This window comes from Streptomyces sp. NPDC046831 (assembly GCF_040645305.1).
Taxonomy (GTDB): Bacteria; Actinomycetota; Actinomycetes; order Streptomycetales; family Streptomycetaceae; genus Streptomyces.
In genome coordinates this window covers 81,223-95,241 of record NZ_JBEYXZ010000025.1, presented here as the reverse complement: position 1 = coordinate 95,241, position 14,019 = coordinate 81,223, and the positions used below count along the sequence as shown (strand labels likewise).

The following is a 14,019-nucleotide window of genomic DNA, read 5'->3' as shown; positions in this document are numbered from 1 at the left end:
GGTCAGCTGCGACGGCGCGCCGACTCCTCCAGCCGTTCGACCAGTTCCGCAGCCATGGTCTTGATGGTTTCCAGCCCCTTGCGCCCCCATGGCTGCGGGTCATGGTCGACCACGCAGATGGTGCCGAGCACCTCGCCGGTGCTGTCTATCAGCGGTGCGCCCAGGTAGGAGTGGATGCCGATCGCGTCGACCACCCGGTTTCCGGCGAACCGCGGGAAATCCCGGATGTCCTCCAGCACCAGCGCCCGGCGGCGCTTGACCACGTGCGGGCAGATGCCCATGTCGATGTCGCGGGGCATGACACGGCCGGGCACCGGCTCCTCCAGCAACGGCGATCCCACGTGCACCGGGGTGTCCTGTGCGGCGCTGTACAGCCCTGCGAAGTATTGGCGGTCGGCGTCGAGGAAGAAGTTGACCCCGGCATAGCAGCCGCCGGTGCGCTGTGCCAGCTCCCGTGCGAAGGCGTCGAGTTCCGCATCCGGACGGGCTTCGATGCCCAGCGCGCGCAGCCGCTCGGATCGGGTACGCACCTGTGGGTCCTCCGGGGGGAGGAGCAGATGGCGCACGGCGATCCCGGACTCAGGCCCGGAGGAGGGGTGGGGCGGTGTCGCTGCCATGGGAACTCCTTGTCGTGATCAGGTGCTGGATCAGTTCGAGCAGCACGCGGATGCCCGAGCTCTGGACGCGGGCGTCGCACAGCGCCACCGGCACCTCCTGCCTGAGGTCGAGCGCGGTCCGCACCTCCTCCGCGTGGTAGCGGTGCGCGCCGTCGAACTCGTTGACGGCGACGACGAAGGGGATGCCGCGCCGCTCGAAGAAGTCCACCGCGGCGAAGGAGTGCTCCAGCCTGCGGGTGTCGGCGAGGACCACCGCCCCGAGCGCCCCCTCGGAGAGTTCGTCCCACATGAACCAGAAGCGCTCCTGTCCGGGTGCGCCGAACAGGTACAGGACATGGGACGCACTGAGGGTGATCCGGCCGAAGTCCAGGGCCACGGTGGTGGTGGCCTTGTTCTCCACTCCGTCCAGTCGGTCCGTGGCCGCGCTGACGGCGGTCAGCATCTCCTCGGTGCTCAGCGGCTCGATCTCGCTGAGCGCGTTGACGAAGGTGGTCTTTCCCACGCCGAACCCGCCGGCGACGAGCACCTTGATTCCCGTCGGCAGGCCTTCGGCGGGCAGCGGGTCACAGTCGTTTGAGGAGGGCATCGCGTACCGCTTCCAGGAGGTCTCGATCAGGTCGTGCGTAGTGGTCCGGGGAGGGCGGGGGCGCGTGGCCTGCGACCACCGCGCCCCCCTCGGCCAGATCGGACAGCAGCACCTTGACCACGGCGGCCGGCACCTGCATCCGGGCCGCGACCTCGGCGACGCTCACAGGGCTCTCGCACAGCGCCAGCACCTGCGCATGCTCCAGGCCGAAGGTGCCCTGCGTCTGGGCACCCGTGGCCCGCACCACGGTCACGAGCGTGAAGTGGGACGTGGCCCTGGTCCGGCCGTCGCTCGCGGTGTAGGGACGGACCAGCCGCCCGACCGCTTCGTTGGTCAGCGGTCCGTCGGGGAGGACCGGCGTCATCGGTTACCCCACCACGTGCCGCGGCGGCGTGGCCAGGTGCGGGCGCACGCTCTTCACCATCATGGCCATCTCGTAGCCCAGCACCGCCGCGTCCGCCTCGCGTCCGGCCAGCACCGCCAGCACCGCGCCGTGCCCGGCGGTCGAGACGAACAGCAGCGAGGTGCTGAGCTCCGTCACTATCTGCCGCACGTCGCCGCCGTCGTCGAAGTGCCGGCCCGCGCTGCGCGCCAATGAGTACAGCCCGCTGGCGAGCGCGGCCAACTGGTCGGCGGCGTCCGTGTCGAGCCCCTCCGCTGCCTTCACCAGTCCGTCCGAGGACAGCAACAAGGCGCTTCGGGTGTGCGGCACCCGGTTCACCAGACCTGTCAACAGCCAGGAAAGGTCTTCGCTCGCCACGATCGTGGCCTCCTCTTTCGGCAGAAGGAAATGGGCTTGCTGGACGGGGCCCCGGGCCTTCAGGGTGGCCTCGGGTGTCAGGGCGTCTCCGCTTCCTCGGCCCTGCGTAGTCCGGTCTGGAACGCGGCCATCAGGCCCGGGTCGTGCGCGATGTCCTCGGAACTGCCGGCGCTGGGGACCGGGCGCGGCTGTTCGGCGGCGTGGTCCCGGCGTCGCCGGGGCAGCCGCGGACGGTCGTCGTCGCCGTCGGAGGGCATCGGGGCGGACTGCGGTTCGGGATCGGACACGAGCGGATCCTCGCCGACGGTCATCCCTGTCGCCGGAAGGTCCGTCGCATCGGGCTCCCCCGGGTCTTGCGGCACCGCGTCAGAGGTCGCGACAGCGGGGTGCTCGGGCGCGGGAGTTGCCGGCTGCGGGCCGAGCAGTGCCGTGGGCAACACCATGACGGCCTGAGTGCCGCCGTACACGTTGCTCTGCAACTGCACGGCGATGTCGTGCCGCTGGGCCAGGACCGAGACCACGTACAGGCCGATCCGGCCGTCCTGCAGCAGCTCGCCGAGGGCGACCTTGCCGGGTTCACCCAACACCGTGTTCATCTGGTTGCGCTCGGCTGCTGACATGCCGAGGCCCCGGTCCTCCACCTCGATCGCCACTCCGGCAGCGACGGGCTCGACCCGCACGTGCACGGTGGTCTGGGGCGGTGAGAAGACCGTCGCGTTCTCCAGCAGCTCGGCCAGCAAATGGACGACGTCGACCACGGCGTGGCCGCTGACCGTTCCATCGATGGGTGGAACCAGCTTGACCCGGGCATACTGGTCGATCTCGGCGACGGCGGACCGCAGCACGTCGGTCAGACCGACGGGACGGGTCCACTGGCGGTGGGTGTTCGCGCCGCCGAGCACGGCCAGGTTCTCGGCGTAGCGGCGGATCCGGGTGGACAGATGGTCCACCCGGAACAGCCCCTTGAGCAGGTCGGGGTCCTCGACCTCGTTCTCCAGGCTGTCCAGCAGTCCTATCTCGCGGTGCACCAGTGACTCGAGCCGGCGCGCCAGGTTGGCGAACACCTCGAACTGCTCCAGCTTGGCACTGTGTTCCGCACCGAGCGCACCGGCGGCGGTCTCCAGCAGGGCTGCCTCCGCCTCGTGCCGGGCCGCAGCGATCTCGAATCCGAGCCGGGAGAGTTCGTCCGGGCCGGTCTGCGGGGGCAGTTCCGGCCGGCGCCGCACAGGGGGCTCCCCGGACTTCAGCCGACGGAACAGCGATTGCAGTTCGGCTCTGCCCTCGGCTGTGGTACGGATCAGCTCGGCCAGCTCGGCACGGTCCCGGTCGGCCGCACGGGACAGCTCCGTCCAGCGCTTGGTGACTGCTCGTGCCTCCGCCGAAGCCCTCACACCCGCGATTCCTGCCGCCAGGGCGCCGATGAGGACCACGCTGCCGGACGTCGCCACCTGGTCTGTCCGGTCCAGGTGGCCATCACTGACCAGCGCGGTGGCCACCGCACCGGCCACGGCGACCACGCCCGGTGGCAGCACGGACCACAGCATCTGACGCCGCCTCGAGGACCCGGCTCGCGACTCGGCCGTCCCACGGGAGGTCACGGGCGCTGCCGGCCGGTCGTCCGGCGGCGTGAAAGGATCGGGCATGACAGTCCCTGGACAGTGCGATGATCAGGTTGAGCGCGCACGTTACCGCGCACCAGGGCTCCGGTGTCAGTCTCTGGCACGCACAGTGATCGAACCGTTGCCCTTATCTTCACACCCCGGGCACCGAACCCGGCCCGGCCGCCCTCCCGGCATCCCTCAGCGCGTCTTCTGATCCACCGCGGGTGCGACCGCTTCCAGCGGGTGTCCCTCGCGCTGAACCGCAGCTCAGCATGCGTTGTCAGTGCTCCTCCATAAGGTGGAGCCATCATCTGGACGGACCAGGGTCCTGCCGGGGGTTCACCCTCGGTAGGAGACATCTGCCTGCGGAAAAGGGCGTCGGGGGGGCTCCCCTGACGGCTTTTCGCGGCCGGGTCCCGTGACGCTCGAGGACAGGGACGGGCCGAACGGCGACGGACAGGTCCGCGCCGGGAGGCCGTGTCTCCGCAAGGCGCCGTTGTGGTCCGGGGGCACCATGGGAAGGGGATGGACACGATGAGCGCAACGGTGAAGGACCGGCTCAAGAAGCACTTCGTGAACCACGTCGCTCTCGTCATCGACAAGTCCGGCTCGATGCGAGGCCACTCGGAGCAACTCGTCCGCGTGGTGGATGAGTTCGTGAAGGGGCTGAAGGAGGAGTCCGACCGGCTCGGCCACGAGACCCGGATCAGCCTCTACGCCTTCGACCACCTGGTGGAGAACCTGGTGTGGGACATGGACGTCAAGCACCTGCCGTCCATGCGGGGCCTGTACACCGTCGAGAACGGCGCTACGGCGCTGATTCAGGCGTCGGTGAAGGCGCTCGACGACCTCGGCCACATATGGGAGGAGTACGGCGAGCACAGCTTCCTCCAGGTCGTCGTCACCGACGGCGAGGAGAACGCCTCCGGCGCCGACACGACGGGCGCGCGCCACGACCACCTTCCCGACGGCCGTGCCCTCCTGGACGAGTGGCTGAGCAGGATCGCGGACAAGATGGACAACCTGCCGGACCACTGGACCTCGGCCATCATGGTGCCCAACTCCCTGGCCAAGCGCACCGCCCAGCAGTACGGCTTCCCCACGGGCAACATCTCGATCTGGGACGCGGACTCGGACCAGGGCGTCGAGGAGGCGATCGGCGCCGTCAAGACGGCCGCCACGAAGTTCCTGCGGGACCGCGAGCAGGGCGTGCGCGGCACCAGGAACCTCTTCGCGATGGGCCAGGACCTCAGCACGGCGGACGTGAAGTCCAGCCTCCGGGCCCTGGACGCCGGCAAGTACGTCCTGATCCCGGTGGACGGGCGGACGTCCATCCGCGACTTCGTCACCAGCGCCGGGCATCCGTACAGGACCGGCTGCGCCTTCTACGAGCTGTCCAAGCGCGAGAAGATCCAGGCCAACAAGCAGATCGCCGTGGCGGAGAAGGACCCGGCCACCGGCCGGACGACCGGAAAGGTGTTCACAGGTCCCGCCGCCCGGCAGCTCCTGGGCCTGCCGTCGACGGAGGTCACGGTGACGCCGGGGAGCAACGAGGCCTACACCGTGTTCGTCCAGTCCACCTCGGTCAACCGGAAGCTGGTCCCGGGGACCAGGCTGCTCGTCCTGCTGTAGCCGGTCCGGCCGGCGCCGGCACCCCGACCGCCGCGTACGCCGGGCGGCTCCGGCGAAGGGACAGTCCCGCACGGGTCGTCGTCGCATAGTCGTGCGCCGTGCGTGGTCGCTGTTGATGAAGCCTCCGAGCCGTCCGCCCGTCGACGCACGGGCGGTCCGGGATCCGGGGGCCGGGGCAAGATCCGCCGGTGCCGGCGCCGAACCGCAGACCGAGAGCGGGTCTCCTTCCCCCGGACCGCTTCCGCCCGGAGGGCGCCCCGTGTTGTCGGCGCCCGACCCGTGATCCAAAATCGGCGAGCACACCTTCCGGAGGTCTTCTCGTGCCCTCGCTTCATGACTTCACCACCTGGCAACCTTTGCTGCGTCTCCTGCACGTCGCCCACGCGGAAACGCTCTCCGCGCCCGGCGGGCATGTGGCGGGGCAGATCAGTCCTGGGGCATGGAGTGTTCCGCTGCCGCACCGGCCGCCGCAGCCGGGTCGCACCTCACAGGTCTCCGACAACCAGGATCAGTTCGACGCCGTGGGCCGGATCGTCGACGCGCTCAAGGAGAGCGGGAGCAACGGTGTCTCCTTCGTCGTGGAGGCGTCTTCCGCTCCCGGCGGTGTCCGGCTGTATCTGATCAGTCCGGGCTCTTCCGCGGAGCAGGGTGTCGCGACCCCGCACCCGGGCACGCTTCTCCTCGCGGACGGGGCACTGCCCGAGCCGGTACGCCGCCTGCCCGATCCGGTGCCGGGCGCGGTACCGGCTCCGTCCGCGGATGTGGGACTGCTGCAGCGCACTCTTCGCGAACGGCTCCCGGACGCGGTGGGCGCCTCCGAGGAGGAGATCGCAGCGGCCGAGGCGCGCCTGGGCGTGCCGCTGCCTCCCGAGCTGAGAGCCCTGTACCGGATTGCCCGGGGCCGGTACGAGGACTGGGACGACTACCAGGAGCCGTACGACACCATCGGCTGCGAGCTCCTCCCCCTCGACGAGGTGTACGTTGCCGACGCGGCTTCCCGGCACGTGCTGTGGCAGTTCGGCGCCATGGAGGCGGTCGAGACGGGGCCGGAGGACGCGGTGCAGGGGCTCGTCGGATCGCCGGGCTGGATCGTCTTCGGTGACAACGGCGGCGGGGACCGTATCGCCGTCGACCTCACGCCGGGTCCGCAGGGGCACGTCGGGCAGGTGATCATCATCGGCCACGAGGAGAACATCGGCGCCGGGCTGGTCGCCGATTCCCTCACCGACATGGTGGTCCACCGTCACTTCGACGGGCGGCCCGTCCGAAGGGCCGAACGGCCGCCACTCGTCGCCCACGTCAATCGCGTCTCCCTCCCCAGCATCGAGGCCGCCGCCCATGCCGGCCTGGAGGTCCTCAGCATCGGGGTGTGGGAGAAGGAGCCCCTCAGCCTCGCCCCCGTCTTCGGCCTGCCGCGCCTGCGGACCCTCTGCGCCTGTCCCGGTACTCTCGCCGATCCCTGTGAGATCTCCCGGCTCACCCACCTCGAGTATCTGGAACTCCCGCCCGCGGAGTGGCGCGTCCTCCTCGATGCGGAGGCTGTGCCCACCGGGCTCCTCGCCGCAGGCATCGAGGCCCACCGGCAACGGGACAACCCGTTGCGGACCATCGCCCTCGCCAACGAGATCCTCGCCCTGTACGGCCGGCCGCTCATCACCGGCATCACGGTGCTGGAGGGAAAGGCCTCATGAGTCACCTCGCCGACGGGGCCCGCCGTCCCACGGCCCTCCCGGCCACGTCGAGCCAGTGGGGCGACACCCCCGGTTCACCGGGAGTTTGTACCGGCTCCGGGTTCCCGGCCGCTGGGCGGAACGGCCGCCCTCATCCCGGTAGCCCGTCTCTTCCACGCCGGAGCAAGCTCGACTGAGGCAACTCCGGCCGTGAGAAACCGTCTCTTCCGAACGTGCGTCCTGTTCAAGGGTGCCAGCAGTGACCCAAGAACGTGGGAGGGGCCATGGAACAGGCGAGGACGGCGCTCGCCGAGCGGATCGCGGGGCGGAGGGCGGGAGCCGGGGACCCCCGGGCGTTGGTCGGTGAGATGCGGCGGTCGGTTCTTCTGGTGCCGTCGGACGACGCCGGTGGTCTGTGGTCGGCGCATTCGGGTGGTGTGCGGTGGATCTGCGCGTTCACGGACGAGGAGGCGCTGGCGCGCTTCGCACTGCAACGCGGGACGAGTAACCGGCCGTTGGAGTACGTGGCGTTGCTGGGTGCGCGGATCGTGGACGAGATCGTGCCGGGTCTGGGTGAGCCGGCCGGGCTCGCGGTCGACATCGCGACGGAGGACGGGTCGATGTTCTTCCCGCCGGTGACCGGGATCGTCCCCGACGCCGCAGCCTTGGACGCCGAGGTGGAGGGAGCCGGCCGTGGGCGGTGACGGGACGGACCTCGACTTCGACAAGGCGTCGGTGGCCAAGTTCACGCAGGGCGTGGGCGCGACCATCGACCAGCTCGGTGACCTCGGCGGTGCCACCGGCTCGGTGATGGGCAAGGGCTTCTCGTCGCTGGCGATGACCGCGATGGAGGCGGGTCATCACGGCCTGTCCGTCGACTTCGAGGACTTCTGCGAGCGCTGGGAATGGGGCGTGCGCGCCCTGGTGAGCGACGCGAGCGCGATCGCCGACCGCCTCGGTCTGGCGGCGGGCACCCAGTGGGAGCACGACCAGTACGTCGAGGGCGCCCTGAAGGTGGGCGTGAACGCGCTGGCGGGCGGCAACCCGCACGCCACCGAGGAGGAGATCGCCCAGCAGGGCTGGGGCGAGGTCTTCAAGCCCGACTACCTGGACCCCGACTGGAGCCCGGAATCGTTCCAGCAGGCAGGCGAGGACATCGAGCAGACCTGGAAGGACACAGGCCGCACGGTGATGACCGAGGGTCAGGGCGGCCGCCAGGCGGACATGCTCAACGAGGCCTTGGGGATCACCGACGACCAGTGGAACCAGGCACTCGACGACACGTTCGGGCCGTCACCCGAGGAACGCGCCCAGCAGGCGCAGCAGAACGGTGACAACGGGGGGAACTGAGCATGGGTATCGGCGACTTCATCAGCGACATCACGCCGGACTCGGTGGAGGACGTTGTCGAGGACGGCGTCGAGTGGGTCGGCAACAGGGTCGAGACCGCGGGCAACTGGACCGCGGACCGGCTCGATGACGTCGGCTGGGAGTCCGGTGCGGACTGGGTGCGCGAGCAGTCGCGTTCGGTGGCGAACCGGATGGGCGCCGAGGTCGACGAGATGGACCTCGGGCAGACCGAGGACAAGACCGAGCTCATCTACGGCAGCGCGGAGAAGATCCGCGCCACGGCCGAGAAGCTGCGCGGCTTCCAGGCCGCGTTCGACAACGCCGGCGAGGGCCTGCGCGGCCTGGACTCCTCGAAGCTGAAGGGTGAGGCGGCCGAGGCGCTACGCACGGCGGTCAGCACGCAGCCGCCGAAGTGGTTCACCGGCGCGGACGCCTGCGAGAAGGCAGCCGCCGCGCTCGACGCGTTCGCCGGCACCGTCACCTGGGCCCAAGGACAGGCACAGACCGCGATCGACAAGTGGAAGGAAGGTGTCAAGGCCTCCGAGGACGCGGCCGACGCGCACCGCAAGAAGATCGACGACTACAACAAGGCCGTCGACCGCCACAACGCCGACCCCGACCAGTACCCGGCCGGCAGCCTGCCGCCACGCCCCTCCCCGACGTTCACGGATCCGGGCAAGAAGCTGATGCAGGACGCGCAGGACATCCTCGCCGACGCCCGCAAGCAGCGGAACACCGCGGCCGAGACGGCGCGTTCGGCGGTGCGCGCGGCCCGGGACACCGCCCCGAAGAAACCCTCCTACGCCGAACAGGCGCTCAGCGGTCTGCAGGAGATGCAGATCACGGGCGACCACGTCGGCGGCGGCATCATCAAGGGCACCGCCGGGCTGCTGAACTTCGTCCGCGGCATCAACCCGCTGGATCCGTACAACATCACCCACCCCGCCGAGTACACGACCAACCTCAACAGCCTCGCCGCCGGCCTCGTCCTCGCCGCCAACGACCCCGTCGGCACCGGCAAGCAGATGGTCAGCGACTTCATGAAGGACCCCGCCGAGGGCTTCGGCCGGCTCATACCCGACCTGGCACTCACCGCGGCGACCGGTGGTGGAGGAGCCGCCGTCAAGGGCGTGAGGCTCGCCGCGGACGCCGCCAAGGCCGCCCGGCTGCGCAGACTGCTCGACGACGTCCCCGACGGCACCCACAACCGCCCGGACGGCTCCCGCACCACCGACGGCACCGACCCCGTCGACCTCGCCTCGGGCCGCATGTTCCTCTCGCAGACCGACGTCGAACTGCCCGGCATCCTGCCCCTGACGTTCACCCGCCGCACCGAGTCCGGCAACGCCACCGGTCGGTTCCTCGGCCCGTCCTGGACGTCAACGGTCGACGAGCATCTGCAGGTCGACGCGATCGGCGTCGTCCACGTCACCGCGGACGGCCTCCTGATCACCTACCCGCACCCGGTCCCCGGCTCCCCCACCCGGCCCGAGTCCGGGACAGCCCGCACGCTGCTGGAGCGCGAGGGCGACGGCGACTACACCGTCACCGACCCCGACACCGGCCTGGTCCGCCGCTTCACCGCCCCGCACGACAGCGAACCCGGCGAGGACGGCACCGCCTGGCTGACCTCGCTCACCGACCGCAACGGCCACGCCGTCACCGTCGACCGCACCGACGACGGCCTCCCGCTGGCCCTGGTCCACTCCGGCGGCTACCACGTCAAGCCGGCCCTCGCGGACGGCCGGATCACCACCCTCACCCTGGCCGGCGCCGGCGCCGGCGGCGCCGACCTGCCGCTGATGTCCTACGGCTACGACCACGACGGCAACCTCACCACCGTCACCAAGCCCTCCGGCGCCACCACCACCTTCCTCTACGACGACCGCCGCCGCGTCACCGCCTGGATCGACTCCAACAACAGCCGCTACGACTACACCTACGACGACCAGGACCGCGTCGTGGCAGAAGGCGGCGAAGCAGGCCACGTACAGATCGCCCTCAGCTACACCGGGCCCGACCCGGAGACCGGCCACCGCACCACCACCCTCACCACCGCCGAGGGCCACAGCACCCGCCACCTGATCGACGGTCACTGCCGGGTCGTCGCCACGACCGACCCCCTCGGCCACACCACGCGCTACACCCACGACGACCGCGGCAACCTGCTCACCCGCACGGACCCACTCGGCCGCACCACCGCCTTCACGTACGACGAAGCCGGCCGGCTGAGCGTGCTCACTCGGCCCGACGGCAGTGAGCTACGGGCCGAACGCGGCCCGGCGGGCCTGCCGACCGTGCTCCACGGTCCGGACGGCGCCCGCTGGCTGCAGGAGTTCGACGGACGAGGCAACCGGACCGCGGTCACCGATCCGGCCGGCAACACCACGCGGTGGGCCTACGACGGCGCGGGCCGCCTGGTCTCCTTCACCGACGCACTCGGCGCGGCCACCACCGTGGCCTGCGACAGCGCCGGTCTCCCGGTGACGGTGACCGACCCCGCGGGCGGGGTGACACATCTCCGGCGCGACGCCCTGGGAAGGCTCGTACGGATCACCGACCCGGTCGGCGGAGTCACCCGGCTCACCTGGACGGCGGACGGCAGGCTCGCGGAACGGGTCGCACCGGACGGCGCGACCGCGTCGTGGACCTATGACGGCGAGGGCAACTGCCTCACCCACACCGATCCGGCCGGCGGTGTCTCCCGGTTCGAGTACACCCATTTCGATCTGCTCACCGCACGCGTTCTTCCTGACGGCGCCCGCTACGAGTTCGAGCACGATTCCGGTCTGCGGCTCACCCAGGTCACCAACCCGGCTGGTATGACATGGAGTTACCACTACGACGCGGCAGGCCGTCTCGTCTCGGAGACCGACTTCGACGGCCGCACCGTCACGTGCCGTCCGGACGCCGCCGGACAGCTCACCGCCAGGACGGACCATCTCGGTCACACCACCTCGTACACCCATGACGAGCAGGGCAGGATCATCCGTAAGGAGCTGGCCGGCCGGGTCACCTCCTACGCCTACGACCGCGCCGGGCGTCTGCTCCACGCCTCGGGACCCGACGGAGAAGTGGTCCGCCGCTACGACCGGCGAGGTCTTCTCAAGACCGAACTCGTCGACGGGCACGCCATGGAGCACGCCTACGACGCCGTCGGGCGCCGGACACGCCGCATCACACCCACCGGCCTGGTCACCCGTTACTCGTACGACGCAGCCGGGCGGCCCACAGGGATGACGGCCGGGGACCGTGAGATCACCTTCGCCTACGACGCCGCGGGCCGGGAGCTGGAGCGAGTGTTCGGCAGCGGCCTCACCGTCTCCTCCGCTTGGGACCAGGCGGGCCGCCTGTCCGAACAGCAACTGGCCGTGGGGGCTCACCACCTCAACACCCGCGCCTACACCTACCGCGCCGACGGCCACCTCACGGGGGTCTCCGACCAGCTGTCCGGCGTGCGCAGCTTCGAGCTCGACGCGGTCGGCCGGGTGACGGCCGTACAGGCCCACGGCTGGACCGAGCGGTACGCCTACGACTCCTCCGGGAACCAGACCGAAGGCTCCTGGCCTGCCTCCCACCATGCTCACGAGGCCACCGGATCTCGCACGTACGCAGGCACCGCTCTGACCCGAGCCGGTGATGTCCGCTTCGAGCACGACGCCCTCGGGCGCGTCGTACTACGGCAGAAGACCCGTCTCTCCCGTAAGCCCGACACCTGGCGTTACGAGTGGGACGCCGAGAGCCGTCTCACCTCCGTCGTCACACCCGACGGCACCCGCTGGCGCTACCGCTACGACCCCTTGGGCCGGCGCACCGCCAAACTACGCCTGGACCCGGACGACACCGTCGTCGAGGAGATCCGTTTCGCCTGGGACGGCACGACCCTCTGCGAGCAGGTCACCGTCTCCGCCGACCTGCCCAACCCTGTGGTTCTCACCTGGGACCACCGCGGGCTGGTCCCGTTGTCCCAGACGGAGCGCCTGCTCTCCCCGGACTCCCGGCAGGAGGAGATCGACCGACGCTTCTTCGCGATCGCGACCGACCTCGTCGGCAGCCCCACGGAACTGATCGACGAGACCGGTGCCATCGCCTGGCGGACTCGCACGACGCTGTGGGGCGCGACCGCCTGGAAGCGCGCCGGAACCGCCTACACTCCGCTGCGCTTCCCGGGCCAGTACTACGACCCGGAGACGGGCCTCCACTACAACCTCCACCGCCATTACGACCCGGAGACCGGCCGCTACACGTCCCCGGACCCGTTGGGCCTCGCCCCTGCGCCGAACCCGCTCGGCTACACCCACAACCCGCACACCGTCTGTGACCCCCTCGGCCTGTCGCCCTACGCGCAGGGCGAGGGACCCACCATCGGTGAGTACACGTCCCAGGGCGAGGGGCAGGATCTCAAGCGCGCGGCCACGGTCGGCGACGATCACTGGCACTTCAACACGGGTCACGGCTACGACCGGGTGCACACCGGCCGCGACGGGGTCCAGAACGATCTACGCACCACCGGTCTGAAGCCGGACCAGATCGAGCAGGCAATCGTGTCGGACGTGTACAAGTACATGGAGGGCGGTGGGACGGTGCCAACACCGGGCCCCGGCTTCACCGGCCCCCTCGAGAGGTCTGTGGTGATCGAGGGTCACGATGTGGGGTATCGCGTCATCCATCGCCCTGACGGCGCCTATCAGTTGTCCACCTACTGGCTCAACTGACGGAAACGGGGGCGGCGGCCGGCACGACCGGCGCGGACCGCCGCCCGGTGCTACGGTCTGGCCGGAGGGCCCCAGGCCGCTCACACCCGCACAAAAGAGGGAAGAGATGTCCGATCTGACCCGCGCGGCGAAGGATCTCGGCAGGGCGATCGACGCCGCGGACGCCAGTAGCCGCCCACTCCGGGATGCCGTCCGGGATTTCACGGAGAAGGTGACCTTCGCGTCGGCGGACGAGATCCTCAGCATGCTCAGGCAGGTTCTGGCGGAGGACTGGATGGCCCTGCCGCCCTGGGCGCGGAATCTCGCCTACCGCCTGGCCTGCCTCAAGCGTCCGGACGATCCGGACCTGCTCCGCGAGGCCGCTGCCGACCTGCTGTGCTTCGGCCCGGACTGGGACGACGAGGCGGAGGCCCTCAAGCGCCGTGCGGCAGAACTGGAGTGACCGCGCGGCGATGACCATGCAGGCCCGGGACCAGGGACGACTCCGTGGCCAGGACCCTGACCGCGGACACACCCCGAGCAGAAAGGATCACCATCGATCGACGAGGAGGAGAACGCCAGGGAGAAGAGACCGGAACGCAGAACACCCGCCCCGGCCGGGAGCCGATGCGGGTGCCGATCGCCCCTGCCCGGAAACCGGGCCCCGTGGGGCAACTGTGCTGTGTGCTGTGTGTCCGAGGGGGGACTTGAACCCCCACGCCCGATAAAGGGCACTAGCACCTCAAGCTAGCGCGTCTGCCATTCCGCCACCCGGACCAGGTGTCTGTCGCCGCGGCGGGGTGTTCCCCCGTGGCGACACGGACCACCATACCAAGGTTTCGCAGTGCCTTTCACCTGCGTTTTCCGTGCTCCCGGGCGGTGGCGGGCGGGGTGCACGGTGTGTGTCCGGTAGGTCACGCGCACCTGGCCCCGAGCCGGTACTCCGGGAGGTCGCCGGGCGGTCTCTCCCCCGTCGGTCCGCGGGTCACCGCGCGGACCAGCGGCCGCCGCCGACGAACGCGCCGTGCCAGGACGCGCCGGAGCCGCCGAACGGTTCGTCGCGGTCACCCCGGGAGCTCGGGGCGCCGTGGCCGGCCTCGAAGGTGCGG

General features: G+C 70.4%; 11 protein-coding genes, 1 tRNA gene and 1 pseudogene. 6 read left to right on the top strand and 7 right to left on the bottom strand.

All coding sequences use genetic code 11. From position 1 onward, the window contains the following. Positions 1–2: 2 nt before the first annotated feature. From ABZ920_RS21360 to ABZ920_RS21340, 5 genes are all read right to left on the bottom strand, one after another. Positions 3–617: a GAF domain-containing protein gene (locus tag ABZ920_RS21360; protein ID WP_361507140.1), complete on the bottom strand. Its 615-nt coding sequence runs from the start codon at positions 615–617 to the stop codon at positions 3–5. Continuing rightward, positions 580–1,203, bottom strand: coding sequence for an ATP/GTP-binding protein (locus ABZ920_RS21355; RefSeq protein WP_361507137.1), 624 nt, complete (start codon positions 1,201–1,203; stop codon positions 580–582). Before ABZ920_RS21355 ends, ABZ920_RS21360 begins: the two co-directional genes overlap by 38 nt. After that, positions 1,181–1,567, bottom strand: coding sequence for a DUF742 domain-containing protein (locus ABZ920_RS21350; protein ID WP_361507134.1), 387 nt, complete (start codon positions 1,565–1,567; stop codon positions 1,181–1,183). The genes ABZ920_RS21355 and ABZ920_RS21350 overlap by 23 nt, the downstream gene beginning before the upstream one ends. A gap of 3 nt (positions 1,568–1,570) precedes the next feature. After that, complete coding sequence (locus ABZ920_RS21345) at positions 1,571–1,963, bottom strand: roadblock/LC7 domain-containing protein (RefSeq protein ID WP_361507131.1); 393 nt, start codon at positions 1,961–1,963, stop codon at positions 1,571–1,573. A gap of 77 nt (positions 1,964–2,040) precedes the next feature. After that, positions 2,041–3,507 carry an ATP-binding protein gene (locus ABZ920_RS21340; RefSeq protein WP_361507128.1) on the bottom strand — a complete coding sequence of 489 codons (1,467 nt, stop codon included), beginning with the start codon at positions 3,505–3,507 and terminating at the stop codon, positions 2,041–2,043. A 591-nt stretch (positions 3,508–4,098) separates the two neighbouring features. Here ABZ920_RS21340 and ABZ920_RS21335 point away from each other — a divergent pair. The 6 genes from ABZ920_RS21335 to ABZ920_RS21310 all read left to right on the top strand — a co-directional run bounded on the left by ABZ920_RS21335 (position 4,099) and on the right by ABZ920_RS21310 (position 13,373). Further along, positions 4,099–5,196 (top strand): vWA domain-containing protein, encoded by a 1,098-nt coding sequence (locus ABZ920_RS21335; protein WP_361507125.1) that lies wholly within the window; start codon positions 4,099–4,101, stop codon positions 5,194–5,196. 320 nt (positions 5,197–5,516) lie between these two features. Next, the gene (locus ABZ920_RS21330) at positions 5,517–6,887 is read left to right on the top strand and encodes an SMI1/KNR4 family protein (protein WP_361507122.1); all 1,371 of its coding nucleotides are present in this window, start codon (positions 5,517–5,519) and stop codon (positions 6,885–6,887) included. 263 nt (positions 6,888–7,150) lie between these two features. Further along, positions 7,151–7,570, top strand: coding sequence for an SseB family protein (locus ABZ920_RS21325; RefSeq protein WP_361507119.1), 420 nt, complete (start codon positions 7,151–7,153; stop codon positions 7,568–7,570). Beyond that, positions 7,560–8,216, top strand: a complete 657-nt coding sequence (locus tag ABZ920_RS21320) for a hypothetical protein (RefSeq protein ID WP_361507116.1) — start codon at positions 7,560–7,562, stop codon at positions 8,214–8,216. Before ABZ920_RS21325 ends, ABZ920_RS21320 begins: the two co-directional genes overlap by 11 nt. Positions 8,217–8,218: 2 nt before the next feature. Next, positions 8,219–12,931, top strand: coding sequence for a putative T7SS-secreted protein (locus tag ABZ920_RS21315; RefSeq protein WP_361507113.1), 4,713 nt, complete (start codon positions 8,219–8,221; stop codon positions 12,929–12,931). Positions 12,932–13,037: 106 nt separating this feature from the next. Continuing rightward, a complete protein-coding gene (locus ABZ920_RS21310; protein ID WP_361507110.1) occupies positions 13,038–13,373 on the top strand; it encodes a hypothetical protein in 336 nt (111 codons plus the stop codon). A gap of 229 nt (positions 13,374–13,602) precedes the next feature. Here ABZ920_RS21310 and ABZ920_RS21305 read toward each other — a convergent pair. Then, positions 13,603–13,687, bottom strand: a tRNA-Leu gene (locus tag ABZ920_RS21305). Positions 13,688–13,824: 137 nt separating this feature from the next. Then, positions 13,825–14,018 (bottom strand): annotated as a pseudogene (locus ABZ920_RS21300) (aldehyde dehydrogenase); the annotation flags it as partial. Position 14,019: the final 1 nt, after the last annotated feature.

Excerpts from the sequence above, each read along its gene's own strand:
- ABZ920_RS21360 (WP_361507140.1), bottom strand. The coding sequence starts at position 617 with ATGGCAGCGACACCGCCCCACCCCTCCTCCGGGCCTGAGTCCGGGATC.
- ABZ920_RS21355 (WP_361507137.1), bottom strand. The coding sequence starts at position 1,203 with ATGCCCTCCTCAAACGACTGTGACCCGCTGCCCGCCGAAGGCCTGCCG.
- ABZ920_RS21350 (WP_361507134.1), bottom strand. The coding sequence starts at position 1,567 with ATGACGCCGGTCCTCCCCGACGGACCGCTGACCAACGAAGCGGTCGGG.
- ABZ920_RS21340 (WP_361507128.1), bottom strand. The coding sequence starts at position 3,507 with ATGCTGTGGTCCGTGCTGCCACCGGGCGTGGTCGCCGTGGCCGGTGCG.
- ABZ920_RS21335 (WP_361507125.1), top strand. The coding sequence starts at position 4,099 with ATGAGCGCAACGGTGAAGGACCGGCTCAAGAAGCACTTCGTGAACCAC.
- ABZ920_RS21325 (WP_361507119.1), top strand. The coding sequence starts at position 7,151 with ATGGAACAGGCGAGGACGGCGCTCGCCGAGCGGATCGCGGGGCGGAGG.
- ABZ920_RS21315 (WP_361507113.1), top strand. The coding sequence starts at position 8,219 with ATGGGTATCGGCGACTTCATCAGCGACATCACGCCGGACTCGGTGGAG.
- ABZ920_RS21310 (WP_361507110.1), top strand. The coding sequence starts at position 13,038 with ATGTCCGATCTGACCCGCGCGGCGAAGGATCTCGGCAGGGCGATCGAC.